General features: G+C 44.1%; 20 protein-coding genes and 1 tRNA gene. 3 read left to right on the top strand and 18 right to left on the bottom strand.

Going from position 1 to position 25,572, the window contains the following annotated elements:
* Positions 1-30: 30 nt before the first annotated feature.
* The 13 genes from ACTJJJ_RS16555 to ACTJJJ_RS16495 all read right to left on the bottom strand — a co-directional run bounded on the left by ACTJJJ_RS16555 (position 31) and on the right by ACTJJJ_RS16495 (position 14,004).
* A complete protein-coding gene (locus ACTJJJ_RS16555; RefSeq protein ID WP_440702377.1) occupies positions 31-555 on the bottom strand; it encodes a hypothetical protein in 525 nt (174 codons plus the stop codon).
* Positions 548-1,246: a hypothetical protein gene (locus ACTJJJ_RS16550; RefSeq protein ID WP_440702376.1), complete on the bottom strand. Its 699-nt coding sequence runs from the start codon at positions 1,244-1,246 to the stop codon at positions 548-550. Before ACTJJJ_RS16550 ends, ACTJJJ_RS16555 begins: the two co-directional genes overlap by 8 nt.
* Positions 1,243-1,614: a hypothetical protein gene (locus ACTJJJ_RS16545; protein ID WP_440702375.1), complete on the bottom strand. Its 372-nt coding sequence runs from the start codon at positions 1,612-1,614 to the stop codon at positions 1,243-1,245. The genes ACTJJJ_RS16550 and ACTJJJ_RS16545 overlap by 4 nt, the downstream gene beginning before the upstream one ends.
* Positions 1,601-1,924 carry a hypothetical protein gene (locus tag ACTJJJ_RS16540; RefSeq protein WP_440702374.1) on the bottom strand — a complete coding sequence of 108 codons (324 nt, stop codon included), beginning with the start codon at positions 1,922-1,924 and terminating at the stop codon, positions 1,601-1,603. Before ACTJJJ_RS16540 ends, ACTJJJ_RS16545 begins: the two co-directional genes overlap by 14 nt.
* Positions 1,921-2,190, bottom strand: coding sequence for a helix-turn-helix domain-containing protein (locus ACTJJJ_RS16535; RefSeq protein ID WP_440702373.1), 270 nt, complete (start codon positions 2,188-2,190; stop codon positions 1,921-1,923). The genes ACTJJJ_RS16540 and ACTJJJ_RS16535 overlap by 4 nt, the downstream gene beginning before the upstream one ends.
* A gap of 107 nt (positions 2,191-2,297) precedes the next feature.
* A complete protein-coding gene (locus ACTJJJ_RS16530; protein ID WP_440702372.1) occupies positions 2,298-3,089 on the bottom strand; it encodes a hypothetical protein in 792 nt (263 codons plus the stop codon).
* 741 nt (positions 3,090-3,830) lie between these two features.
* Complete coding sequence (locus ACTJJJ_RS16525; RefSeq protein WP_440702371.1) at positions 3,831-6,092, bottom strand: hypothetical protein; 2,262 nt, start codon at positions 6,090-6,092, stop codon at positions 3,831-3,833.
* A gap of 2 nt (positions 6,093-6,094) precedes the next feature.
* The gene (locus ACTJJJ_RS16520) at positions 6,095-6,793 is read right to left on the bottom strand and encodes a hypothetical protein (protein WP_440702370.1); all 699 of its coding nucleotides are present in this window, start codon (positions 6,791-6,793) and stop codon (positions 6,095-6,097) included.
* Positions 6,794-6,931: 138 nt separating this feature from the next.
* Positions 6,932-7,840: a DNA adenine methylase gene (locus ACTJJJ_RS16515; protein ID WP_440702369.1), complete on the bottom strand. Its 909-nt coding sequence runs from the start codon at positions 7,838-7,840 to the stop codon at positions 6,932-6,934.
* On the bottom strand, positions 7,824-9,065 hold the full coding sequence (locus tag ACTJJJ_RS16510; RefSeq protein ID WP_440702368.1) for a hypothetical protein: 1,242 nt from the start codon (positions 9,063-9,065) through the stop codon (positions 7,824-7,826). Before ACTJJJ_RS16510 ends, ACTJJJ_RS16515 begins: the two co-directional genes overlap by 17 nt.
* Before the next feature lie 790 nt (positions 9,066-9,855).
* Positions 9,856-10,416 (bottom strand): P-loop NTPase fold protein, encoded by a 561-nt coding sequence (locus ACTJJJ_RS16505; protein WP_440702367.1) that lies wholly within the window; start codon positions 10,414-10,416, stop codon positions 9,856-9,858.
* A 9-nt stretch (positions 10,417-10,425) separates the two neighbouring features.
* Positions 10,426-11,334 carry a hypothetical protein gene (locus tag ACTJJJ_RS16500; RefSeq protein WP_440702366.1) on the bottom strand — a complete coding sequence of 303 codons (909 nt, stop codon included), beginning with the start codon at positions 11,332-11,334 and terminating at the stop codon, positions 10,426-10,428.
* A 129-nt stretch (positions 11,335-11,463) separates the two neighbouring features.
* On the bottom strand, positions 11,464-14,004 hold the full coding sequence (locus ACTJJJ_RS16495) for a hypothetical protein (RefSeq protein WP_440702365.1): 2,541 nt from the start codon (positions 14,002-14,004) through the stop codon (positions 11,464-11,466).
* Positions 14,005-14,398: 394 nt separating this feature from the next.
* Between ACTJJJ_RS16495 and ACTJJJ_RS16490 the strand changes: the two genes are divergently transcribed.
* Complete coding sequence (locus tag ACTJJJ_RS16490) at positions 14,399-15,232, top strand: antirestriction protein ArdA (RefSeq protein WP_440702364.1); 834 nt, start codon at positions 14,399-14,401, stop codon at positions 15,230-15,232.
* Positions 15,233-15,333: 101 nt separating this feature from the next.
* On the opposite strand, the gene ACTJJJ_RS16485 is transcribed toward ACTJJJ_RS16490, so the two are convergent.
* The gene (locus ACTJJJ_RS16485; protein WP_440702363.1) at positions 15,334-15,813 is read right to left on the bottom strand and encodes a hypothetical protein; all 480 of its coding nucleotides are present in this window, start codon (positions 15,811-15,813) and stop codon (positions 15,334-15,336) included.
* Between the two features lie 307 nt (positions 15,814-16,120).
* Between ACTJJJ_RS16485 and ACTJJJ_RS16480 the strand changes: the two genes are divergently transcribed.
* Both ACTJJJ_RS16480 and ACTJJJ_RS16475 read left to right on the top strand, forming a co-directional pair.
* Positions 16,121-16,981, top strand: a complete 861-nt coding sequence (locus tag ACTJJJ_RS16480; protein ID WP_440702362.1) for a 5'-methylthioadenosine/S-adenosylhomocysteine nucleosidase family protein — start codon at positions 16,121-16,123, stop codon at positions 16,979-16,981.
* A gap of 35 nt (positions 16,982-17,016) precedes the next feature.
* Complete coding sequence (locus tag ACTJJJ_RS16475; RefSeq protein WP_440702361.1) at positions 17,017-20,406, top strand: hypothetical protein; 3,390 nt, start codon at positions 17,017-17,019, stop codon at positions 20,404-20,406.
* Between the two features lie 502 nt (positions 20,407-20,908).
* Here ACTJJJ_RS16475 and ACTJJJ_RS16470 read toward each other — a convergent pair.
* The 4 genes from ACTJJJ_RS16470 to ACTJJJ_RS16455 all read right to left on the bottom strand — a co-directional run bounded on the left by ACTJJJ_RS16470 (position 20,909) and on the right by ACTJJJ_RS16455 (position 25,296).
* Positions 20,909-23,014, bottom strand: coding sequence for a hypothetical protein (locus ACTJJJ_RS16470; protein WP_440702360.1), 2,106 nt, complete (start codon positions 23,012-23,014; stop codon positions 20,909-20,911).
* Between the two features lie 273 nt (positions 23,015-23,287).
* Positions 23,288-23,491 (bottom strand): Arm DNA-binding domain-containing protein, encoded by a 204-nt coding sequence (locus ACTJJJ_RS16465; RefSeq protein ID WP_440702359.1) that lies wholly within the window; start codon positions 23,489-23,491, stop codon positions 23,288-23,290.
* 251 nt (positions 23,492-23,742) lie between these two features.
* The gene (locus tag ACTJJJ_RS16460; RefSeq protein ID WP_440702358.1) at positions 23,743-24,963 is read right to left on the bottom strand and encodes a site-specific integrase; all 1,221 of its coding nucleotides are present in this window, start codon (positions 24,961-24,963) and stop codon (positions 23,743-23,745) included.
* A 248-nt stretch (positions 24,964-25,211) separates the two neighbouring features.
* Positions 25,212-25,296: transfer RNA gene (locus ACTJJJ_RS16455), tRNA-Ser, on the bottom strand.
* Between the last annotated feature and the right edge of the window lie 276 nt (positions 25,297-25,572).

Raw genomic sequence — 25,572 nt, 5'->3', positions numbered from 1 at the left:
GTTCGAAAATTCGCGGGGACAGGCTAGCCTTTACTGGCTGCCAAGCGGCACCAGCACGCGCTTCCCCTGGGAATCATAGAGGTAGTGCTCACCGATCTGGACTTGCTCCTTTTTTGGTAATGGAACAAGTTGTAAATACAACACGCCATCGTGCTCGATGATCTTTCCATGTTGCATGACAAGTCTGTAAGCCGGCGCGTTCGGATACTGCTCCAAAATCCTTTGCCGCTCTAAATACTGCTGCCCGTGGCGTATCAAAACATAGAACAAGACTGATACGACGACCCCTGCGATTGAAAAGGGTGCACTTACACCTAAGCCGTAGAATAGCGCCTGCCACCGGTCCTGAAACTGCAAGTGCCGTTTTCTGCCTTTCAGCTCTAATGCAGCGCGGTCAATGGCGGCGATGGATTTTCCGACCCTGATTTCCAGGCTTTGAAAATGCTCCTGAGTTTCGGTTAAAAACAAGGCTGACCAGTCATCGATCTCGTGACCGTACTTGGCAGCATACCTGCCCCTGGTCTGGGTGAGGCGGTTTGGCTCCGGGCTATTCATCGCTGAAATTCTCTTTAAGTTCCTTTTTTAGCCTGAGCCTTGCGCCAGGTGGATAGTCTTTGAGCGTGTAGCCATTGCGAATACCGTCGAGTATCTGCCCGCCTAACAGCGAAGCCGGCTCAAAGTCGCCGAAACGTCTGAGGTCAAGCCCGAGTGCGGTACAGTTATCTTCGAGCTCTCTGGATAAACCAGGAAACTGGTTAAAGCCGAAAAGGTTCTGCCAGATCACAATTTCAAATTTTGATCCTAATGCTGCCCTCATCTTTTCCAGAAACTGGATACTGGCCAGATACGCCCCGCCGCCACCGATGATGATATGGAATATGGCCTTAATACCTAGCTCATCACACCACTCCTTTAAATCGATATCACGCGTAATCAAAGCGGGCAACTGTTCGCTTTCCGGAGCTCCGAAATCCATAAACACTTTCTCGAAGGGGCTATCTGTCAGGCTTTCTACGTAGCCGATAAATAGATCCCGCATCAGCCTTTCGCGGTTGTCAAGCAGAGAGAACGCTTCAAACCGGTCATGCCCCAGAAAAGCCAGTTGTCGGGACGAAGTTTTTGTAGAGCTATCCAGGTCGACAAAAAGGGAGGCGCTACCAGCCTGGGAAAGCGCTCTCAGATAGGTATGCAGGCTTTTGCCCACACCGCCTTTGGCTTGGACGATGAAGTGAAACTCTTTTTTCATTGTTTGTTTGAATGTTTTGATTTGAACTTAAATTGGTCTTGTAGCTTGATTTCATCCGGATCGGTCACCTTGAACGCGCTGGATTGAATGTTCTCAGCGACCGGGGGCCGATCCGGCTTCGGTTTGGGCTTTTGCTCAGGCATGGGAGTACTGTCAGTTTTTTTGCCCTTAAAGTAAAACCGGCAGTAGCGTACGTCCTCTGCCGCGATCAGTCCTGGCCTGCCCAGTTTGGCGCTGATCATGTCGGCGATTCTGGCCCGCGTGAGCCTGGCTAGTAGGTGATCGTGAAAAAGCTCAAATAATACCTCCCTGCGTTTTCGGTCCTTCTGCTCGAAGAGCTCGATCAGCAGCTTCTCATCGATCAGCATCGGAGGTAGCAGTTGTTCCGGTAAGCACTATACGACTGCCCAATTGCGGGTGAAAAGAAGGATCGTAGCTCAGGTAACCGTAGCTGACCAGCTCCCGCATGCACTTGTGGTAGGTCGCCCCGGATTTGATCCGTGAAAAACCCATCAACTTCCTGCGGCTTGCGTGAAACGGGAATTGCCTGATCCCTTTGCCGTAGTAAAGAAGAGCCGTGTAAAGGCTGATGTGATAAGGGTTCAGCCGGTTATCGGATTTGACTGCTTCAAGTACCGCCATATCCATGGCAGCGCTTGCATCGCTGGACCCTTTCATCGCCCCGAACTGTTTGGGTTGAGCATGGCAGCGATGTCTCGCTGGCTGTAAAAAAAGCATCCACCGATCTTGGTGAACCGGAGGTGTCCCTGGATGCGAAGGTTCTGCAAGGTGCCCGGCGAAATGCTTAGCATCTTTCTTACCTGCGCACTTCTAAGCCAGGTGCCATCCGAAGGCTTCTCGTGGGAAAGGATTGATTTGAGCTCTGCAATGATTTCATTTTTCAGGTTTTGCAGATCCTCCCTGGTGATCATCTCTACATTCATTTGTTCTGCAAGTTTATCGTGAAACATTCCGGCGTCAACACCGCCGGCTGCTTGCAAAAGTGAACGGGAGAGAGCATATTCCAATGACCAAACCTGGCAGCTGGTCATCACGCACCCGGCTCTGAACTGGTCAGGATAATTTTAAAGAGTCGCAAATGCCTGGGTACCTCGATTTCCTTGCTCGTCTTTTCTTTCTGCACGGGAAAATAGTTGCGGGCTGTTTCGATAGGGATCGGCTTCCGGTCATGAGTGAAATATTTACTTACCAGCTTATACCAGGCGCTCTGGCCCTGAAAGTTGAAAAGCCTACGCCCATCGGCAAGGACCAGATCTTGTAATTGATGGATGACGTGAATGAAAGCGCCCAGGTGCTTGTCGCGAATATCGATCTTGGTGCTCGGCTCAAATTGTCGAAGGGCTTGAAGTTGATCACTAAGCTCTGAGATTTGATTTTTCAAACGAGCGATTTCTTGGTTCTTTTCGGCGATGACCACTTCCAGTGCGTGTGAGGACTTCCATTGGTCAACAGAATGGAGAAACGTTTGGAATGTCGTGAGTTGCTGGATTTGCCCTTTCGCACGAAGTGCTTTTCTGGAGAATGGGTCTATGAGCTTTAATTGCGCGATCCGGGTTGAAACGATATCGGAGACGTAGCGGTGGAAGTCCTGCTCATCACCGGGAAAGTTTTCTAAATAATGCCCAAGATGGTAATTGTAAAATTCAGCAAACTCGTTTTTAACCAACTTGTACAGTTTTAAAAAGAAATGATTGTCCTGGAAAGAGCTGCGGATGAATGGTGTTCCGATCTCGAATTGGTGCGGTTTGAAATTCCAAGGATCACGGATTTTAAAATAGGAGTATAGCATGGTCTTTTCACCATAAGTTACAAATCGGTACAAAAAAATGCAAATCGGGTTAGCCTTAAAGGCTATCGGTCCGGATAGTACGGCCGTTTACTTAGGCGTTATATTCGCGGCAGACTTTACGGGAACCCAAAATTTCAAGGGAACTATGCTTTGAGGAAATGACGTATTTGAACAGAAAGCACACGGTTGGGCGCTTTCAGCGATCCCGCTGGGTTCCTGTATATGGTGCTTATTTGCTCTTAAACGCTGTTTTTCGTCGCTCTTAAACCAAGCTTAACGAATAGGTTAACAGATGGAATGATCTACTTTGATTCGGATTAATCTGGTACTTCTCATTTAGAGATTAAAGATAATAAATATTATCAGATCCTGTAGTAAACTTTTCATCACTGTTTTAAGCAATGATGGGTCACACATCCGGATTTGAAAACCGCACACCTCACCAAACCTGATGTGATCTCATTCTTCTTCCAATGTTCAGAAACACACTCAGATGAACTAAGCGCGTGAACAACAAATCGAAACCGCCGCAATGGACCAAAGCCATTGTGTTTTGAGCTGACTTCGCAACCGCCCTATATGGCTAAATAACGTCATGCGCTTACCTTGCTCCCAAAATATCAACGATACATACCTGTTTGGACCTCGCGAAAATGTTACGGTGCACGCGTTCCGCCGATTCGCCAGCACATTTGCATGTTGCTCAGGATGCCCGCAAATCATTGTTTGAGGTGTTTTATGAATTCATTGGTGCTTACTCGAAACTGTGCAGACCTACCGTTGTTTAAGCTTTGCAAAAAACTCGTCTAACGAGCCTTTACTTTCTTTTAAAGCATAGTTAATTTTGTCGAAAGGAATGCTCAATTTAAATCTCCGCTTCACGCCTGCCCCCTGATGATTTACCTCAGAGACTACATTTTGTTCTATTAATCTCGGCAATAAAGATTGTATAAAATACTCCGCAGACTGGCCAAGTCTGATTCTGAAAACATTATCGTTAATTTGTGATCCCCTTATGAAGCGGCGTAACGCTCGCTCCACAATTAGCAAATCTTCTTCGATCATTAGGGGTGTTGCCTCAACCGCTGACGGTTGATTGTCGTCTTCAACCTTAAATCCGTTTCTTCCCATCTCCATCCGAATATTATAAGGGTCGTAATAGCTCAGTTCTTTCACTTTAGTCTGCACGGTAGCAATGTTGCATTCAATTGCAATGTTACCGCTAAGTTTGAAGTGATCACCAGAGAAGTCGAGTCCATCAAATGTGCAATTTTCGAAAGTGCAATTAATTATAGTAGAGCTGGAAAGTGATGTGACTTGAAAATGGCACCGATTGAATAATACATTTCTCAACGAGACACCGACCAAGCTATTGTAGGGAAGTATGTATCCATCCAGTGATACATTATCTAGGCGAACGACAGACAGCAATTTGATCGCCAGGTTCCCACAATTTTCTTTTATAAACGATGTTGGTCCTTCATTAACTTGTATTTCTGAAAGGGAAGAAAGGACATCGCTACCTTCTAACTTCTCATTTAGAATGAACGCAACGACTGTATCGACGACTTGGCCATAGACTGGCCCTTTACGCATGAGATTCTTAAAGTCTAATAGCTTTTTTCGCTTTATGGCTGAATAAATCGATATTCCTAGGAAAAACTGCTGGAACTCCTCGTGGTCGAACTTTAAGTGGCTAGGATTTTGGTCTGACTTTACAAGTAATGCGTGCTGCTTTATTCTTTCTTTTGTTTGCTGACTAACCCGAACATTCAGGCCTTGCTCTTCGCAGAAAAGATCCGTAAGCAATTCAATAATGTTGACCGGTAGAGAGTCCGTATTGTTCAACCACATCTCCTCAGCTATTACTGAAAGTAATATATAATGTTGAGACACTTCTAGCAGCGGCTTATAAGGCTCGCCAGATGTATCTATCCACTTAGTATCGGCCTCTCGTCGCATTATAACATCGACGAAATTCAAGAAATATTGAGACGAGTTGACAAGTTCGCTTGCCACTTCCTTTAAATCCCGGGTTTGCACGACATCGATGAGGCGATTTACCAGAACAGGTCTTGTTAGTAATGGGTGTCCTGCGTCTCCGACAGTATTTTTCAACGCAGTATATACCAGCTCTGGGTCATCAACATCTCTAGATTCTGCATATAGCAAAAACCTTCGCTTGTCCCACCGGTTAATTGAAATTTTTGAGAAAGCCACTGAATTTCCCCCGATCGTATCAAATAATTTCGCTTGTGACGTAAAATTTTTGTAGTCAAAATATGCTTTTCTTGCAGCTATTAAAATATTGCCATTTGATTCTAATTTGTTCATCAACTGGCCGGTCGCGGATAGCGCCTCCCCGCTGGAGCTCTCCATAAACATTTCTTCAAAGCCGTCAAACGCAGGAACTATTAAACCAAGCCTAACAAGCTCAATAAAAGATTCGTAATAAAATAGGCGAAATCGAAGTCTATTTACTAATGAAGCAATAACAATATCGTCAAACCGGAGAAAGGGCCTACCACCCAAGGGTATTGGTACCAGAAGCCAACTAGATTCCTTTTTTTTGAACAACTGTGCCTGGCTGACGGCGAGATGGTTAATTATAGTCGTCTTGCCTTCACCCGCGTCGGAAGTCAAATAAAGGACACTAGTCGTACCCGGTATACGTCGACTCAGTTTCTCCGATAGGCAATCATTTACGTTCTCGATTTCTATTTCAGTTTCTGATGGATCTATATCAACATCATCAATCAGATTACCTGAGGGAAAGATGTATTGTGGTATGGTGACCGTATTGTTCAGAATTCTATCGGCAAGTTGCTCGAGCCTTGCTAGTCTGACGGCAATCCACGTAATGACCTTCGATTCAGTTCCGTCTTCTACGATGTATAACTCGTTACCCTTTTCTACGATATCTGCCTCAATAGCATCGCCGCGAATAATAGCTGTGAGTTTCCCTTTTTTGATCTCGACGTCGGTTGAATTGTCCGCAAAGGAAATCAGTATTCGTTTAAAATCTGTCAGATTCATTTCTAAAAGTTTTTCTGAAAATAATTGGAGGATACGGTCGATGAATAATGTGGAGGGGTATGTCGGCCCTTGGTGTGCATATGATAAACTACGGAACCACCAATTACCGCCGAAAAGATTCCCGGCCAAAAATCGTCGTCGGAAGAAACTATGCAGAAATGTTTTTCTTGATGTCCAATGGCAATCATGTCGCTGGTGATCATAGTGTCAACGAGTTTTTGCTCCGCCCGGTAGAAAATATTCTCCGGTGTAGCTAAACTACATGAACTGCACACACCTGTTTTGACGAAGTTGTGTACATGCACTACGGGGCAAGCAGCGCTAGGGCATCCTGTTGTACGTGGGTGATTGGTATGCAAGCCTGATGGCACACCTCGTTTTCGAAAGGTATTTAATAAGTGTACTCTTGGTTCGATTGCCAAGCTGAGCGCGAGTGTTACGTTTGTGATAACAGCTGTTTTGTTGTCATCTAGTAAGACAGATCTTGGAAAGTCGTTTACGATTTCTATATTTATATCTTGGGCGCGCCTTGTTATAACATTATTCTCATACCATCCACCGTAAAGCCGAATTTGCACATTCTTTTCCGCTATTTCCGATTTGTTGAATTTACTTAAGGTATTTTCTACTATAAAAATCAGACCTCTTTTACGATCACGGGGATCAAGATTGTCGTAATCTACTAGCACTATGAATGGCATAAATACAGGTGTCTTGAAGATGTATACATATTCTGCAGCAGTCTAAGATTATTAGATTATCTGCTGTATTTTCAAGTGACGAGCGATTCTCACGTTTTATTCACGTTAAAAAACGGCTAATGCTGACTCGTCCATATTCTAAGATAAAGAGTGAGCAGCCGGTGAATTGTTTTGCAAAACAATGGGTGATTTTAACTCACTAATAGATTCGTAAAATTCCATTTCTTTTGAAAAAATTATTATTTCATCGCCAACCCTGTTTGACGCGGATTGTGAAAGTTTGTAAGAAATTTTATTTTCCCTTTCATACAAGTTCAGAATGAAATCATGATGATCGTATGACACCATCCATTTTTTTTTCATCCTCCTTACATGCGAGGCAAGCTTTTTGTGATCCTCCTTTACGTAGAAATTCATATAAAGATCTGCTCCTTTCTGATAATAAGGTGGATCCAAGTAAACAAACACATCGGTTTTCGACCGATTAAGTTTATTTATGAAGGTTAAGCCATCTGCGCATGACAGAGTTATTCTGCGCCGCATCTCGGAAATCCGCAGAATACGCGATATAAGGTCCGCTTTATTAAATCTCGCATCTATCTTGTATTTGCCATGTTGCCCTTGTCCGCCTATTACGCCGCCCTTTATTACTCCAGAAACATTTGTCCGGTTAAGGAAAAAGGTGGACTTTGCGACATCAAAACTGTCTAAGGAACTTGCATGAGCTTGCATAGTTTTGTACTTATTCCAGTTTTCGATAGAAATGTCAACACGATCTAACCAGTCACAAAACTCGACCGGCTTTTCTAGAACTGTAAGCCAAAAAGAGTAAATGGATCTATCAAGATCATTTATGTAAATGTGGTCGACGTATCCCTCAAATAACAGTCGCAGAGCAAGTCCAGCGCCACCCGCATAAGGTTCAGCATAGCTTCCGCCAATCAAATTGTTTTCGTAAAAAAGTTTGGCTACAAAAGAAAAGATGCAATTTTTACCGCCTGGATAACGCAAAGGTGAATAGTAAATGTTGTTATTCTTGTTTTCCATGTGTTATAGTAAGAATTGCTCCAATAATAATTGAAAGGGCAATAGTTTGTTCAATGTTTGCTGTTGATTGATAGTTGTGTGCGCCCGTGTGCAGCAATTGTACGATGCTTTCTTTTTTGACATTGTGATTTGCTAAAAGCGTTTTGACGTCTTGATCGAGGGAGGTTTTGGCCGACTCAAAGTTATCTTTTAGATAGTCGTCTAGCTTTTTCGAAGAGCTTTTGGCGGCAGTTTCACACAACAAGCGCAAGGACATTCGTATTAGTCCTGGGAAAGAGTGTGATAGTTCAACCTTCCTTCCCAAATAAAACTGATAAAGGTCAGAAATGTCTCTATAAAGATCGCTCACGTCGCCAATCTTTAAGTATAATTTGCCGCCAAATAGCTCCGTAATTTGCCTGTTTACACGTCTTGATTGCCGTAATTCCTTAGGCTTCTCTTGATTCTCATCAAATTTTATCTTGGACAGATGTATCTTATTCGTTTTATTAGCATCAATAAGCTGTTGCAATTCTGGTTCCAGTACTTCAATAACTTTACCTCTATTTTCACGTGTACTAATTTTTTTGGCTTTTATTTTTTCAGATATGTCACTCAGTATAGACCGGCCTTCTTCGTCGGTATGAACACTGTTCAATCTTCCGTTCTTGATGGAAAACCCGAGTGATTTGAGTATATCTTCTCTAAAAATCTCCTCTTTTACAAAGCGTTGATTTAAATGTGGATTGGCTCCGACTATCCCCGTATCCTCTTCTAATATTAAAAATGAGCTTTTTTCTTTTCCCATGAACTTGTGCAGGAAAATATCCCTTTCAAGTGGCTGCCATGAACCGCTGTCGCTGTGCTTGCGGAGTACGTTTTCCAATGCAACCTTTTTACTACACACGTTGCATGGAATGTTTTCGGGAAAATCTGGTATTTGTAAAGTAGTCCCAGTAGGGATTGTGACCAAACCATGTTTAATTTTACCTAGAATGATCCTTCGGTTCCCATCATAAACTACAGGTTTTTTACCATGATAGACGACGGTCGGCAGTTCGCTGTAGTCAAAGCGGTCTCCCATTTCTCTCGCTAGCTTAGGAAGTGTCCATTTCATCGAACGGTCTGCAAGTGCACGATCTACAATATCTTGGTCGTTTGCCTTAGGATCGACTGGATCCCTTGGATTTTCCGTCCAAAGCACTAATTCATTAATTGGAATATACAATACCTTTTGTTGTTCCATGATTTTGAAGGGTCGCTAAAATTAAGTTGGTATCTAAGAAGAATCATTTCTCTGCTCATTTGTAAATCACATAAAAATGCTCAGTTTCAGTCAGATAGATACATGTTAGGCCTGCTGAGTCGCAATCTCCTCGGTCCAACGCTAAAAGTAGGTTTTTTTTTACAAAATAATAATTTTGACATGGTCACCTTATGCATTAGACCAAGTCACAGCGTGGATCGCTGCAAACTGCACTTTCTTTCGATACTTGGCCTCAAAACAGTGGGAGTTTCGTCGCCCCGGCGTGTCATCCCCAAGGCGGTGGACCGTCGCTATGCTAAGGTTCGTGTTTTGGCTTGCCATCAGAACGAAATTTCTTGCTTCGGATATTTGGAAAGATCGAAACGAGGCCGTTGCGCCCAACTGTAGTCAGGCGCATTACCGCGCGAGAATATCTTAACTAGATTGGTTAGCACTAGATAAACTGCTACCATACGAAATGGTCCTGATCCAAGATCACTAAACAGCACTACTACCAATGTTGAAGTAGAGGTCGTATTCAAAATCATATTTCCCGCGATCTCCAAACCCAATGTTGTACCGGTAAGAGAAAGCGCCCTGCAAGTGATTGACCTGCAGGGCGCTTGTATAAAAAATCCCGTGATTCCGCTGGGATCGCAAAATGTCGACGAAAGTAGTTGTGTGTCAGTTAGTTTATTCGAATGGATCGAATAGGTGACTGAATTGGAGACCGAATGAAATGACTCGATTTGGCTTAAATTCAAATATTCTCCATATCAAATTTAGTATTTTATAGTTGTCTATCCAAAGTGCGCTCAGCAATTTGATTTAATTGGCAAGCAAACTCTTTGCTACTTTTACAGCTGAGCGCCTTTTTCCTTTCCGATAAATATATCAGTAGAGTATAGCCAAGGATGTTGGGAATGGGCATACTGCAACGCTCCGGATCATCGAAAACAAGCACCTTGTTGTCGATTTTTGACAGGAAATCCGGCAGGTTTATATCCGGAATCGACGAGCCCAAACTAGCGTCGGACTTGCCGTTTCCATCCAGGTCAATTTGAACCGTTGTTTTGATCAGCCCTTTGATGAGCTTGGAGGCAAATTTCATTGGTTTCGATGCCAACAAAGGATGCAGCTGCGCAAAAAACTGGTCCTGTATTTCCGAAAATGAAGCTACCCCGTTCAATGATACATACAGATGTTCTGTATCGTGATGTTCGAGATAGTTTTTCAGGAACCAGGTTTTACCCGAGCCCCACTGCCCTCGGAGCAATATGGCAAATTCCGGAGATGCAGATAAGCCAAGATAATAATGCAGGTACTGTGTGATATGCTTTTTTTTTGACATTTGGTTGTTTTAGTCAGGCTTGGTATCCATGTTTTTGGCAAACTGTGAAGCGGATCGCATCACCCGGCCCAGGTCTTTGTCTTTTATTTCGTCCCACTTGCGATCTTTCATCTCGGCAATTTTTTGCTTTTGCGCTTCGCTCATGCCAGCTAAACCGATTTCGATTTGCCTGGCCCGGTCGATAAGCAGTTCAGCGATCAATGGATCAGCACCTATTGCCTGGCTGCCCACGTATGTGCCGCCTTCAAGGTCAATGTTTGTGCCTTGCATCAGATTCTGGTTAAAGCCGGCCATAGGTATGATAAAGGCGAACCTGGGCAGTTTGACGAGTCCTACACTGTAGTCGCGGCAGTTATCAGTGATAAGAGCATCAACATTGCGGGCCATGTACCTGATCAATCGGGCGACCAGATTGCCGTTGATAGGATCATCAGCGTCAAACAGCAGGTTGGGTGGAAGCAGGTGCATGCTCCTAAACGAGACAGGTTTGACATCGCTCAGCAAGTAGTGGCGCCACTCATATTCGCTGGCCACGATGAACGGGTAAGAAAATGTTCCTTTCTCAGTCTCAAGATAATCCAGGTGGATGTATCTCCATAGCACCGAAATGACAAATTTGAACAGACGCTCGTCATAGATGATCTGTTCAGTTTCACGCTTTAGAAAGGGGTGGAAGATCTTGCTTGAAAAGTAGGTCTCAAGCCTTCCGAAGATACCTTCACAAGACTTGCAAAGCATGTAGACCTTCACCCCATCCTGCCTTCTGATGTTAAAATCGCTGCCGCTTCTCAGCAAACCGTCACCAGTCTGCTTTAGCCAGTTGAATAGAAACTTGGGATGCATATGGCTTAATTGTAATTCGGCTTGCTTTTCACATAATTTGCAGATACCGGTTTTAGCATGGATAGGGTTAGCCATATCAAAAATCATCGTTTTAATTTACAAAATATGAGCCTTGGAGGCAATTAGCCTGATATCAGATCCTGTTTTTGCACTTGGCTTAACGCCGCAGGGCCTAACTTAATGACAGCAAGATACCCATCCCGTTCACCAGACTGCCCGGCGGGTGATCGATTTTAAGCTATCCGACACCTGCTTTTTGGCTTGTCCATCCATGATTTTCATATGATTTTTTGTAAGGGCACGTGTTAGAGACACCCTTGACGTATCGGACTTCTCATTAAATTCCAAAATCACAAAGTTCCTTTTGAAACGTTTTATCCCTTCTGCTTGCAAAGCATTGGCGTGACCTGTAAACGGGGCATTGATCACGCCCACCAACGGGGCAATAAGCTGTCTGGTTTTCTTTTCTAACACCGGACGTTGTAAGCCGTTTTTTATCAGCAAAATCTTGATTTGGTCCCGCATTTGCGGATACTTGGTAACAAGGCGTTCCACCACGTCGAAGGCTGTCGCCAGCCCGTAATTTTCGTAATAGCCTCCATCGACAAATTGGTGGACGGAGTTGTCCCCGATCGTCGAAGCTGCGCTAAGAAACGGAAACAGTTCCGACATGTTCACCGCCTCCCGGTAAGTAATGTCCTGATTGGAAATAAGTCGGGAAAACGCAGTATCCTGTAAAGGAAGAATGGCATTGGAGAATATCAGAGTGTCGTTAGCAACATAAGGGCTCAACACCGTCCGTCTCCCGGTATTCACTTCAAAAGTGTTAACAAAATGAATAGGGATTACCTTTCTTCTGGCTAGAAAATAGCCCTGGAACATATCCGTTTTAGGTTGTTTGGGTTTAGAATAGTTCGAATTGGGCTCAATATCCGGATCAATTTCCGGCGCAAGGGCCGCATGCAGAGCAAAATCATACTCCTGTCTGATCCGCACGTTGCGGTCGCGGTAGGGAGGTGCCATGGGATGATCGATACCGACATATTTTCTGATACTTCCTATCAGTCCTCCAAACGCACCTTCGAATGCATCTCCGAGCAAAAGCCCAAACATGCCGCTTGAATTATAATTTTCGCCATAAATCTCCGTAAGATACCCTCTGCCAACCCGCTTGTTTTTGTCATCGGACTTACGTCTGAGGTAATGGTAAGTACCCACAGAACCTCCGGAGATGGTACTATAAAACAGGGTATGATTGTAAAAATCAGCTATCGAATCGTCCAGTACCTGCAAGACTGCTGCCGTAAAATAGCCCGCCCGGCTACCGCCGCCCATCGCGCAGACAACATAAACGTTATTTTTTGCCGCGCTATCCCTGCTGGTTATCTCGTTAAATCTCTCGTAGAGCGCCTGTTCTAAAAGCCGTGTGCTGTCAACGGGGCCCAGCCCTTTTCCCATTGTTGTACTACAGGAGTATTTGCCCGAGGGCTTAAACTCTAAATTTTGGAGCGGGACTGAAAATTGGCCACGCGGCGAAATATTGGGAGCGACCAGAAAGGCGAGAATGCCAAGGTAGCCAGCGATTTTTTTCAGGTTTGAGTCGCCGTCTGTCCAGAATCTGCACAAGTCCACGAAGATAATCAGGAAGCCGAACACGGTCAGAACTACATAGATCGTGTTGACCCTGGTCAACGATGGGAGCAAAAAAAATGTCAGGTTTGCCGCTCCCAGACTCCAGAATAAAGTGTGGTAGAACTTTTTGTTCTGGCCGAAAGTATCTGCACTCAGAAGTTGTCTGACCCGCGCGTTGATTTGCCTTTTTGTCATCTTCCTTCCGTCGGTAAAAAAAAGCAATCGAAAAACGGTCATCCCGCTCAGCAACATAAATATCCCTACAATGTAATTGGTATCTGGTAGAAAAAGGGTAAGGACACTGGTTAGACTGACATAAAGCAATTCGATCAAAAGCAGTTGAATCAGCAGCACAAAATAGTAGTTACGGGTCAGACCGCGGATCTTGGCCACGATTTTGCGTGAAGATTTGATCAGTTTGTATTTGATGTACTTATTGCCAAATACTTTCGCTTCCAGAAATGTCATCAGAATCACGATCATCACATTGATACCCAATGTCTCCAATAATGGCCGTTCCTTGATCACGAAACGGAAGAAAAACCCGTTTGCAACGATAAAAAAAGGCATGATTGCAAATAATGAGAGGATTCTGCAACCCACATAAAAGCGCAGTTTTCTATTGTCGTTTTGTGTGATTCTGAGAATTCGATCTTTGGATATCAGATAAAAGGGAATTGTCCAGATCGACAACGTCATTAAAAGGGTTGCGAAAAATAGCAGGTAGAGCGAACCAAAACGTCCAAATGGCAATAGAGAATCGTAGAGTAGTTCGTCAATATAACTCACAATCAAATCGCTTCCCGGGTCGATTTCAAAAAGCAGGACCCAAAGGGCTGCGATAAGTAGCACGGTGTACCAGTTTGACCGGATCAGTCGCCAGAAAAGCGGGATGATCTGTCCCTGGCTCAAATCGGGCATCGCGCACTGCTTTTGGACAAAATCACTGAGCTCTCTGTAAAGATGATCGAGCATTTCCGATTTCCATCCCAGGAATAATAACAGGCCAAGAAAAGCCGAAACACAAACGAGTGAAACAGGGAGGGAATCAAAAATCCCACTGCTGACCGCGCACATTGCGCCGAACAGGTTTGTCGGTTCGAGGAGATTCATAAGTCCAGGTTAGGTAGTTTACGTCTATGCACTCTAAGATATCATTTCATTCGTGAACTGGGAAGTTGTATGTGTGAAATTGATTGAACGGTAGTGACTTAGGTCAAATCCGTATGGTTTTTTCGAAATTACTGTCCGGCGCGCTAAGATTGAAGATGCTGCAACAGGAAAAGCAAAAAGTGAAAATAGAGATAGCCATTTGGCTTGCCCAGCCCTGGGTCAAAATCTGACCTAATACAGCCCGTTATCCTTTAAATATCAATATGCCGGGGCGGGAGATGATTTTAATGGATGGTAGGTGTGAGGTGATTTTACCAGAACATAAATGATAGACTGTAAATCCGGGTTCAGAAGTGAAATGCGATCAGTGCAGATCAAATTTACAAAGCAAAAAATGACGGTAGCAAGCCCGTCCGACTATTTACCGCGACAATTAACCTGCCGCTTCTTAAAACGCTTGATCGGCTTGCTACCTGGGGGGCGCAGCCCCCGTCATTTTTTCTTCGATTGCAAGGCAGCGATTGCCCTGAGCACAAAGCTTGGGCCGCCCCCGCCCGGGGGGTGTTCACTCAAAAGCCTTTCAATTATGAAAAATCTTGAAAATGCTCCAAGAATCTACGTCGGTACTTATGGTCAGTATAACAGTGGTTCGCTGTTTGGCAAGTGGTTTGACCTGACAGACTATGGCAACAGTAAGCAGTTCTTTGAGGCCTGTTACGAGTATCATCGCGATGAGATCGACGGCGATGGCTGTCGCCCTGAATTGATGTTTCGGGACTGGGAGAACATTCCCGACTTTCTGATCTCTGAATGTAGCCTGGATGAAAATACGTTCGAATATTTTGATGCGCTCGGCGAGCTGGATGAAAAGACTGCCGAAGCCTTCGGGATTTATTGTGACCAAATCAACCGCTGGCCGCAAAACAGCGATGAAATCCAGGACCAGCTTGAGAGCTTTCGGGAAAGTTACCAGGGTTATTTGGAGATTCTTCGAATGGGGCCAGCTTGGCATATACCTACCAATACGTGGAAGATACCGGGTTACTTTCCGGAGTGCCGACACAACTGGAAAGATATTTTGACTATGAGTCTTTCGCACGAAACCTGTTTATCGACGGTTACAGCGAATATGAAGGTCATATCTTCCGTGACTATTAAATTCAATGGCGTTACAAAATGCTTCGGAAGCATTTGTAACGCCATTTTTTATTTCTTGACTAGTCGGTGATGACAGCCAGGTCAATCTGATAATGCTAAAAAAGGATCCCGCAGCTGCCGGTACCGGGCGGCCTCATTTGCCCGGCAAATGTTACAAAACTTTATTCGATCCTATGATGCCTCTGCCAAAGCCTGCTTGGGTTTTCTGCCACGCGGTTTTCCAGTGTACGCTGGTTTTGGCCTGACTTCTTGAAGGCGCAGCTCATACCCAGTAATACCCTGTGAATAGTCGAATTCGGTCACCAAAAATGGGACTTTGGCACTTTCAAAATCAACGCCGCCTTTTTTAAGAATCGCAGCCAGTGGTATCGCATAACCCCCGCCTGCACTTTTTTGAAAGCTGAATGCCCCATCTTTTTCGCTCGCCGGGACCAGAAAAATCGATTTGATTGTTTTTTGCCGCGCCGGAGAACCGATCATAAAGCTTGCCGACGCAGCATTGATGCCGAGCTTCCTTAGTGTTGAGACGGGTAGTACTATTTTACCCGAAGTTGAAATATAACCAGAAGCAGCTGATTTAGCTTTTACTGATTCTTTGACGATAACCGTATTCTCTCCCGGACTAAAAAAGCGAATGTTTGGTGTCTTCATATTCGATAGTTTGGCTTACTTTCTGGCAATTTAGCTGCCGTCAACTAGATAATGGTAAAAGCAGGCAAGTTCAAATAACGGTGATGGATATTATGGAACGGACTTAGCGAAGAAAAGACACCGTCGCAATCACTTTTTTTGATTAAGCGGGAAATCCGTAATTAGCCAATGGCTTCGCGTAAATATATTAACAGCCCCTGACGGCACAGTACTACTTGTTTTGAGAATAGATTATGTAGCCAGACATATCGAATTTGCCTATCTTTAGCTGCGGTTTAACCCCCTTACCTATTGTTCTTTTAAATTAATGGATACGATTGACCTTGAATCTTCCAAAGTAGTGATCTTAACGGCTCTTAGGGAGGAGTATGATGCTGTAAGAGAGCAGCTTGAAGATCTCGAAGAAGTTGAAGAGAATAGCTCTATTTATGAGCAGGGCATTTTTAAAGTGGGTGGTGAGCCCGTGGCAAAGGTAGTGATCAGGGAATGTGGGCCGCGTAATGAAACTGCTGCACTGGAAGTCGAAAGGGCGATAGGCAAATTTTCGCCGGTGATGGTTTTTTTTGTAGGCATTGCCGGCTCGAGAAAACCCAGCGACTTCAAGGTGGGAGATGTGATAGTGGGCGAAAAGATTTATTTCTATGAAGGGGGCAAAGAACTCAAAGATTCATTTAGAGCCAGGCCCGAAGCCCATAAATCGTCCTACAAAATAATCGAACAGGCCAAGTCAGTCCGTAGAAGCCCCGATTGGAAGCTACTTTTTAAAGGCAATGAAAATATTGACAATGTAAAGGCAGATAAGGGTATCATAGCATCCGGAGCGAAAGTGATCGAGCATGTTGACTCGCACCAGGGAACCATCATAGCTACCCATTATAACGACGCACATGCAGTTGAGATGGAAGGTTTTGGATTTTCAGATGCAATGTTCAATAGAGAAGGAGGAGAGGCATATGCTGTGATCAGGGGAATATCCGATGTCTTACAGGAAGGTTCTCCAGACCTTGCTGCAAAAGTTTCCATTGATACGGAGCTGATTAAACAGGATCGACGACCAGAAGAGACAAAAATATTTGCTTCGAGGACGGCTGCGGCATTTACCTTTCAGCTGATCTATAAAATTGTTATCGCTAAAAAAAAAAGCTTGAAACTGGACAGTCATCTCTGAGCGGGCAACAGCCCTCGACTTCTCAGTCAGTGCATGTGGGTCAAGGAGCCTCCACGGGCCACAATGTCAGCGATCGCCAGATCAGATCTCAGGTCGACCAGCTACGCAACAAATTTGAAGCACCATTATACATTCAGCAGCGATATGACCTGCGCGGGGTGACCCCATATCATGCCATTGGTCCACAAATCATTGAGCGAAAAATTGAAGGGAGCCTGTATGATTCGCTGCAGCAAAATGCATGGGTGAATCTTGTCGGCATCGTCGGCAGCGGTAAGACCATGCTGGCCACTGCCATACAGCAAAAATTCCAACATCAGTACTGGATCGACCTAAAACAGTTTCCCATCGAGCTGGTACCCGGACTCCTGCTCGAAGAATTGTGCGCTCACTTTTCGCCCCAATATTCAAATTCTTCGAGTTTTTCGCAGCTGGCGGGGGCATTCGGCGAAAATAGTCTGATTGTCTTGGATGATTTTCCAAGGGTGGATTCAGGCAGAAATACCCATGTTTTTCTCAACGACCTTCGCCTTTTTTTAGCGCAATCCGGTGTAAAACTCCTTACTACCAGTAACTACGAAGTTGCTCCCAGACTAGGCTTCTTGCCGCAAACCGAAGGTATTGCGGACTGTAAACTGGCGCTTTTTGAAGATAGGGAAATCCAGGCTCTCGCAACTGTTTTTGATTGTAGGGTAGAACAACTCGGTTTGTTTACCAATGTGATCGCGATCTCAAGTGAGGGCCAGCCGGCTCTGGTAAATGCACTTTGCAAATACTTCCAGGGACACAATTGGGTACTGGAAAATGTTGACCTGGACTCATTATCCTCGGGGGGGTATGATCCTAACCTGCAGGAGCAGACCCTTGAAAAAGTATTGGGTGATGTGCCTGACCAGGCGACCCGGACAATGCTCTATCGGTTGCGGCTCATCATCGGCTGGTTTTCCAACCCACAGGTAGATATTGTCTGCGAAGCGGCTCCATCGATCGAGTTGCCATACGAAAAAATGACGGCGCTCGCTGGTAAATGGATCCTGCGGGATAGACGCGATTCATATGCGCTTTCACCATTGGTTTCCAGGCTTGCGGGCGATAATATAGCTCCTGCATTAAGATCGGCAATCAATGAAAAACTTGGACGTCAGATTATTCGAAATCGCGCAATAAGCCTCTTTGATGCTCAGAAAGCACTAACCTATTTCGAGAGATCAAAAAGGGACGACCTGGCCGGATTTGTGCTGTCTCTTGCCCTTGAATATTTGAATGAGCATCCTGATGCATTTCCTGATATACCTTTCATTCTATTCTGGACAAAAGGCCCGATTCCATCTGGGGTAGACCTGCACTTACAGGCGGTAATTCGTACAATACAGATCACTCTGCTAAAAAAGCGAAATGATTGGTTAACCGAGTTTCACCTGGACTTTTTGATTTCTGATCTTGAAGCAATTGTTGAACGGGCAGTCAAGAACGCGGTTGATGTGTCCTACCCTTCTTTGTTTCTAGCGCTTCATTTCTCAGGATCCAGTGATTTTTCCCGCAACAACCGATACCTGGTAACCGCACTGCGGTATGCCCACAAAATTGAGGATCCTGAATTCAGCAGGATTATAGCTTCGAGCAGATTTTCCCTTGAGAGTTTCTTTTGGAGAAATCTAACGTCAGTGAATTCGATTGACCAGTTTCGCTCGTGGCTTTCCGACTTCAATGATTTGACTGCTGAACAACGACGGAATTCCCTCGAAGGAGATATACATGTCGCTTGTTGCCAAATGTTCTTTAAAATGCTATATGAGCGGCAGTCCGGATCAGAGAATCCGGACTGGACTCTGTTGATGGGCTTCGTTGACCAGATACTGGACGAATCCAGAAACAAAGGGGTGCCAATTTTGGTAGCCTATGGTGTCAAAACCAGGATTTTAACTCTGGTAAAACATTTTAATGATACAGGGACTGCGACAGAATTTGCCAATCATTATCTTCAAAATCCCGTTTTGTCGGATATGGAGCGTTTCATTGTCTGCAATGAAATAGGGCAACAACTGTATTATAATGGTGAGCAGGGCGCAGCGACCGAATTTCTTCTGACGGCGGCTGAACTGAGCGTGCCAAATTATTTTACCGAGCAAGCCGAAATTTATCTCATTCTCAACCAGCTTTACGGAGGCAGCGATAAGTCCACCGCGCATACATTCGCAGAGAAAGCATTCGAATTTCAGGTCGATAATAGTTTCGTTGATGAGCTATTTTCCTGTAAAATAATCGGTGAGTACGCTGTTTCTGTTTGGGAGAAAGATCAGAGTACCAATACTTTTTATATCATGGACGCAGGCATGAGACGAATTCTTTCCTCCTACAAGGGAACTGATGAGTTCAAGGCTATGGTTGTCAGGTACTCCCACGTAATAAATTATTACTATCATAAATTTATTAGAAAACCTCTTCCTCCGGCCGAGGGGGAGGAGTATGTCCCACCATTTCGGGGCATATTCCTGCGAAGCAATACACAGCTTTTGGCGGGAGATTTTTATTTCGAGCAGCGCCGGTTTATGGCCGCCTATCTGATGACGCAGATTTTTGAGGTTTTAGAGGACGAGAATTCTGCGCGATATTGGTTTGAGGAGTGTCGTCGGCTGAATCAGGATGACAAGGATAATAGATTTGCGATCCTGATGCTGGGCTTGCACGTGCATCTGATCCTTGATGAAAAATATGAGGAGGCAGGATACTTCGTTTTACAACTACATGAGCAAATCAACGAGTTAAGTTCAAGATTTCAACATCAGGCAGCCAGTGGGCAGGACGAGTTAGCGAGAAAAATGTCAATGCTCGGCTCGGCTGTCCCCGATGATGCCGATCTCGTCCTTAATTATTTTGTTGCACTGCCTGTTATTCTGAAATTGCTCACAGACTACCTTCATAATGGAGATTTACAGCAGATGGGTAGAAGAATTGAACGTTTTGAGAAAATTCGTCCATGTTTCGCCAGCGAATCGTCAATGATCGATCTTGCCGAAGTATTCGGGGTATTCTCAAATCCGGATAGTATTTTTTCTGACTTGATAAACCTTGTTGCCGGCCAGCCTGATTCAATACAGACGATTGTTGTCTATTGGTTTGCTTCCCTTAAAGGGAATGCAGTTGAAGCATACAGGAGTCAAATCGCAACTGTTCGAGCTTTTTTAACTGTCGTTTCGCGAAGTCCGTCGGAGGCACTATTACGCCTTGTGGTCAGACCGTTTTTTGTTGAATTCTGGAAACAAAAATTTCAACTTCAACCAGAGGCGTTCGACAACCGGGCTCATCTTACAGATAAGGGATGGCCGGCCATCGCCTCTGAGAAGGGGGTTGCCGGTTTGAGAAAACTGTTTCAGGTCATGGCTTATCATTTGAATCAGGAGTTCGATGAAAATTATTTTGTGTAGGTCCGCTAGGAAGTTTTACAATGATCCCCTACAACCGGAGTCAAACTGTGAGCGATAAGTAAGGACACAGGCGCTTTCGAACGAATTCAAACACTTTCAAACAGATCCGAATTTTTTAGAACCGAAGCAAACGTTTTCGAACATTAGCGATGGTTTCCTCCACAGTTTCCTCCACAGCCAGCTATCGCCGATACGTCGCAAAAATGCGACTTCCCGGCGGGAGCTGGCCATGGGAAAACCCCTGGACCCCTGCTATTCGCTGTCGGGCTCATAGCTAAATACGGATATTCAAGTAATTATATAGTCAATGAGGCGTGTCGATCCCCAAACTGCTAGTCGTGAACCTCACTATTAGAAATTCCGATTATCAAGGCTATCATTAGCGTTATTGTTAGTCAGTTTTAGAAGGATGGCATAGTTCGCAAGTGAACCAAAGCGGAGCTCTATGCGCAGGTTCGGCGGTTGAAAGCTCTTGCAGAGCATACGGTCACTACGGCTTGACCTACCCAAGGCGGCATAGAGAATGGACTTCCTTTTCATATTCCGATCCTGTAAGTAGTTTCTGATCCATGTAAAATTGGCTGGTAAACAGACTATCGATAGGCTTCCCGCCTTTAGAAGTAACTTTGATCATTCCCTGATCGTTCATTGACTCCATTGCGTAAGACGAGAAAACATCTTTGAGACCAATGGAGATGTTGGAATTTTTAAATAGACGGTGAATGGATGCGTCCAATGCCTCGAGCTCCTCCGTACTTATAGTCTTATGGAAATACTCTCTAATAGTTAAGACAAATAATACTGCTGATCTGTCAGCCGAAAATTCCGGTGATTCAACGGCAAGTCTGCCACACATTGTAAGCCAATATGAAAATGGAAATGACTTTAAGTATTTAATCAAATTTTCCAAAAATTTGCTCGGTCTTGATAAAATAGACACGGCAATAGCCACTTCTTCCGGTAAATCTTGAAGTACATTTTTTTCCGGAAAGTACCCAGACAACGAAATAAATTTAGCAGTCAGATACTCTTGTATCGATTTGTGAGCAAATTGAAATGAATCATAGCCGGACCTAATTAGAATCCCATTTGTACTCTCAATCTCTTCAATCACGTATTTAGTACCTCCTGCTGCCAGAAGATATCTATGCCTAATAAGCTCATAGCTTTCTTCTAAATCAGACATGGTGAATTCTGCCTTCTTCAAATAAAAGCTGAGCGTGAACGACAATTCGGACAAAAACATCTCCATATTATCGACGGTTAACTTAGATCCAACTTCTGTTTTAGATTTTCGGCGAATCAATCTTTCAGAATCCCACTTCTCAATAAGCAAATCGGTAATAAGCTTGTAGATGTACGTTGCCCGCGAGGGAATACTTCCTCTTAGTTCATAGATTGCACATAGGTGTGCAAGTGTAAGTGGTCTAATTGCGGTGTCATAATAGGGTGTTTCTTTGATCATTGCAATAAATTCGCCTGCTTGCGCCTCATCTTTAATCCACTGCGATGTGAATTCTTCTATTTGAGATTCTGACAGAGGCGTTATTTCGAACGTGCGACAATTATTTAGCACCGCGGCAAAGGAGTTTTGTCTCGAGGTAATGACAAACCTTGAACGGCTAATCGACGACGACAGGTTTTGGATATCACGTTGAACTTGATCCTTAATGCGTTGGTCTGGTATCTCGTCGAAGCCCTCTAAAATGATAACCAGTTCAACAGAATCTAAGAAGTCAGAGATAGCGGCTTCAGCCTCGTACCAAAACGCTTGGATTGAAGACTTTACTCGTTTACTAAGAAGCTCTGACTTTGCGGAGTTCAGGTTTTTGGCGATGGCAATTCTCGTATCATTGATCTGCTTAAATTGCGGAGAATCTTCGCCATGAATTTCCTTGACTTGAGCGACTTCAAGTAGTAGTTCTACATACCCGGGATCTTCCGCGGCTTGACGACGGGCCTCTATATCTATGTTTTCCTGATTAAGAATATTCTGTATTCCCTCCAACGGAATTCCTAGGACATCGAGCAATATATTAAAAAATCCATAAGGAAGCTCTGTCCCCTTATCAACTCGCGGGTAATTTAGCTCTCTAAATTTTACTACAATTGGGCACATGAAGCTTGCCCTACTACCTAGTAATTGACCATAAAGCTTTTTCATTAGAGTCGTTTTACCAGCACCTGGATCACCTATTAGGAGTACGTGCCTGTCAAGATTGTATGTTAATTCCGAGCTAGAAATTGTTTCTGTCGGAGAATTTCGATCAATCTTGTTCTTCTTTTGCGACAAACTTATATCAAGTTCAATGAAGAGATCTGTCAAGTTTTTCGACTCATGAAGCATTTGAAAGTTAATTTCGTTGCTCCAACGGTCCGACTTCTTAATATTATAGAGGATTTTTCGCAACACTGCCTCAGTCGAGACGTGAAACTTAATATTCCGTATGAAGTCCCGCTCATTTTCATCTAACTGATTTTTTGCCTTTGTTACATGGTTTCGAAATTTAGCAACTGTATGATCCGCTACTCTGGTGAATAAGTACTCAGCAATAATATTAGCATATTGAATACCTTTAATTTCATGCAAAATCTGATCGAAGTTCATATTGAGAGAGTTTATTTGATGGTTAGAAATATAACCTAAATTGAGGGCTTTTGAAATATTAATATTTAGTTCTCAGTAAAATAAACCAGTGTGTGCTAGAAAGAGCCGCCGTTCCTGTGGAAATTGCTTGAGGCCAGCCCACCTTTTTTGGAGTTCACGACTTTTAATGAGAAAGGAGATTGTTAGTCGGATGAGACTTCGTAACCAAACTACATTCTAGCAACCTGGGGATCCAAATCAATCCATATGGAAGTAGAATTTCAATCGAATTTACTAGAGTAAACTGACCAACTGGATGGTTTTATTGACCAGCTTTGCATCGCTGTTCCAGAAATCGGGATGGATCTTTTTGCCAAGAGAAATGTCAGTGTCGGTTCCGTCGATGGTAATCCTGACATAGATGGGTGCTTTTCCGTCTTTGGAGGCTTTGCCCCGGTACAGCCAGAATAGCAGTGACAGATTTTGTTTGAACTTCATGCTCGCACATTTTAAGGTTGGTAACTAGTGTCCGTGGAGAACCTTAAATCAAAACCGCCTCAATCAAACATCTGATTCGGTCACCTAATTTACCAAATCCAATAGGTGACCGAATGGATTGGTTCATTATGATTCAGACTGACCTGCCTTTTTGTGAAATGTGCTGATTATCAATGCATTTTAATCACAGAAGGCACACTTTCGTGTGCCTTCTGTGATCCCGCTGGAATCAACACTCAGGGTCCAGCAAATTATTTTCGCAGGATTTCTTTCAACCTTGCCATATCATCACTAATCTTCCTATCTACAATCTTTGCATACTGCTGAGTAGTCTTAATATTTCGGTGCCCCAGCATCTTCGATACGCTCTCAATTGGGACCCCGTTCGTCAGCGTTATCGTAGTCGCGAAGGTGTGCCTAGCCAGGTGAAAAGTGATATTCTTCTTAATCCCACACAAATCCGCAATCTCCTTCAAGTAAGAATTCATCTTTTGGTTAGATAGCACGGGCAATACACGATTTTCATTCTCGCATTGAGGATGACCTTCATACTTCTCCATAATTTCCAGCGCCATCGGTAGGAGTGGGATTCTGGATGGAGTATCGGTCTTTTGTCGTTTCGTCGTGATCCACTTCCCGCCATCAATGCCCTCAATTATTTCCGTTCGCTTCAATTTATACACATCTGCATAAGCAAGCCCGGTGTAACAGCAGAATAGAAATATATCTTTAACGTAAGCCAAGCGACCCGTGCCCATATCCTTCTCCCAAACCTTTTTCAACTCATTCTCAGTTAGTGCCTGCCGATCAACTTCCCGTTTCGTGAATTTAAAAGCGAAGAACGGATCGCGCATGAGCCAGCCTCGTTTGACGCAGAGAAGAACGATCTTCTTAAAGTTTGCCAAATACTTCATTGTCGTGTTATGGCTAATCTTTTTCTTCGCTTTTAACCAAAATTCGAATTGAGATATAAACTCGTAATCCAGCTTCTTGATGTCAAAATCGTCCTCCTGATACTTCCATATAATGAAGTCGCGAGTGTGTTTGAGCGACGTCTCATAACGTTCAAGCGTGCCAGGGGCGAAGTCGGCACCTACCAGGGCGGCGATTTGATCGTTGTGCTCCCGGAAAATTTTGAGAATAGTTCTTTTGCTTTCCTCTTTACCGAGCATCAGATTTTTAATCGCGTCGGCCGTTAATTCCTTGTCAGCATCAAGTAAGGCCTTTTTGGCTTGAAAAACTTTGGTGGTAAGCGAGTCCAAGTAGGCGTTAAGCTCTTTGGTGTCTTCTTTGTTCCCTGTGGCTCTACCTGCTCTGACATTCCACTTGGATGGGTGCCAAATTCGCCTCGTAGCGATGTCCCGGGCTTGGCGATTCACGGTCACGCGCATGTAGATAGCTCTCGTGCCATCTTCGTTTTCGGTACTTGGGGTTTTCAAAAAGAAATTCAACCCGAAACTGTTTTCTAGCATAATACGACTGTTTTAGATGAACAAATGTCGAATTGTTACCATTGAAACGCAAGATGTCCACGGCGTGAACAGGTTGCTAACCAGTTAGTTAAGTGCGGTTTTGTGCGCAATTTTTCGTGGCGCAGGTTTTCCACGATTAACGTCACAAAACATTGGGAATATTTGAATTTTTTGGCAAGCCGTAAAAAGCAAAAACCCCGTTTAAACGCTTTAAACGGGGTTTTTGAATGTTTTGACATCATGTCCTGCAGAGAGAGAGGGATTCGAACCCCCGGACCTGTTACAGTCAACGGTTTTCAAGACCGTCGCAATCGACCACTCTGCCATCTCTCTATTTGCTCCGCCGTATGCGAATCATGGTGCAAATGTACAGTTAATATCAATTAACGCAAGAAAATTTTAGTGATTTTGCTGAAAATTTCGGTAAGTGATTCATTGTGAGCGATGGACAAAGTCTGCTTTTTAGTGCGTCAGTGTCATGGTTCTGCGCTTTATCGATGCGTGGGAAAGTCATCCGTCGACCTCGCGCGTCTTCGATGCTCTAGTCCAGTCCTTTCAAATCAGTTTTCCCGCCCACTATGACTAATATCATTTTCCTAACCAAATTCG

Source organism: Dyadobacter sp. 22481, from assembly GCF_052044875.1.
GTDB lineage: Bacteria > Bacteroidota > Bacteroidia > Cytophagales > Spirosomataceae > Dyadobacter > Dyadobacter endophyticus.
Note: the sequence above shows the minus strand (reverse complement) of the source record. Positions and strands in the feature narration are given on the sequence as shown.

Bases quoted from the DNA above. Each gene is read 5' to 3' on its own strand.
- ACTJJJ_RS16555 (WP_440702377.1), bottom strand. From the start codon at position 555: ATGAATAGCCCGGAGCCAAACCGCCTCACCCAGACCAGGGGCAGGTAT.
- ACTJJJ_RS16550 (WP_440702376.1), bottom strand. From the start codon at position 1,246: ATGAAAAAAGAGTTTCACTTCATCGTCCAAGCCAAAGGCGGTGTGGGC.
- ACTJJJ_RS16545 (WP_440702375.1), bottom strand. From the start codon at position 1,614: ATGCTGATCGATGAGAAGCTGCTGATCGAGCTCTTCGAGCAGAAGGAC.
- ACTJJJ_RS16540 (WP_440702374.1), bottom strand. From the start codon at position 1,924: ATGAAAGGGTCCAGCGATGCAAGCGCTGCCATGGATATGGCGGTACTT.
- ACTJJJ_RS16535 (WP_440702373.1), bottom strand. From the start codon at position 2,190: ATGAATGTAGAGATGATCACCAGGGAGGATCTGCAAAACCTGAAAAAT.
- ACTJJJ_RS16525 (WP_440702371.1), bottom strand. From the start codon at position 6,092: ATGAATCTGACAGATTTTAAACGAATACTGATTTCCTTTGCGGACAAT.
- ACTJJJ_RS16520 (WP_440702370.1), bottom strand. From the start codon at position 6,793: ATGCCATTCATAGTGCTAGTAGATTACGACAATCTTGATCCCCGTGAT.
- ACTJJJ_RS16515 (WP_440702369.1), bottom strand. From the start codon at position 7,840: ATGGAAAACAAGAATAACAACATTTACTATTCACCTTTGCGTTATCCA.
- ACTJJJ_RS16510 (WP_440702368.1), bottom strand. From the start codon at position 9,065: ATGGAACAACAAAAGGTATTGTATATTCCAATTAATGAATTAGTGCTT.
- ACTJJJ_RS16505 (WP_440702367.1), bottom strand. From the start codon at position 10,416: ATGTCAAAAAAAAAGCATATCACACAGTACCTGCATTATTATCTTGGC.
- ACTJJJ_RS16500 (WP_440702366.1), bottom strand. From the start codon at position 11,334: ATGGCTAACCCTATCCATGCTAAAACCGGTATCTGCAAATTATGTGAA.
- ACTJJJ_RS16495 (WP_440702365.1), bottom strand. From the start codon at position 14,004: ATGAATCTCCTCGAACCGACAAACCTGTTCGGCGCAATGTGCGCGGTC.
- ACTJJJ_RS16490 (WP_440702364.1), top strand. From the start codon at position 14,399: ATGACGGTAGCAAGCCCGTCCGACTATTTACCGCGACAATTAACCTGC.
- ACTJJJ_RS16485 (WP_440702363.1), bottom strand. From the start codon at position 15,813: ATGAAGACACCAAACATTCGCTTTTTTAGTCCGGGAGAGAATACGGTT.
- ACTJJJ_RS16480 (WP_440702362.1), top strand. From the start codon at position 16,121: ATGGATACGATTGACCTTGAATCTTCCAAAGTAGTGATCTTAACGGCT.
- ACTJJJ_RS16470 (WP_440702360.1), bottom strand. From the start codon at position 23,014: ATGAACTTCGATCAGATTTTGCATGAAATTAAAGGTATTCAATATGCT.
- ACTJJJ_RS16465 (WP_440702359.1), bottom strand. From the start codon at position 23,491: ATGAAGTTCAAACAAAATCTGTCACTGCTATTCTGGCTGTACCGGGGC.
- ACTJJJ_RS16460 (WP_440702358.1), bottom strand. From the start codon at position 24,963: ATGCTAGAAAACAGTTTCGGGTTGAATTTCTTTTTGAAAACCCCAAGT.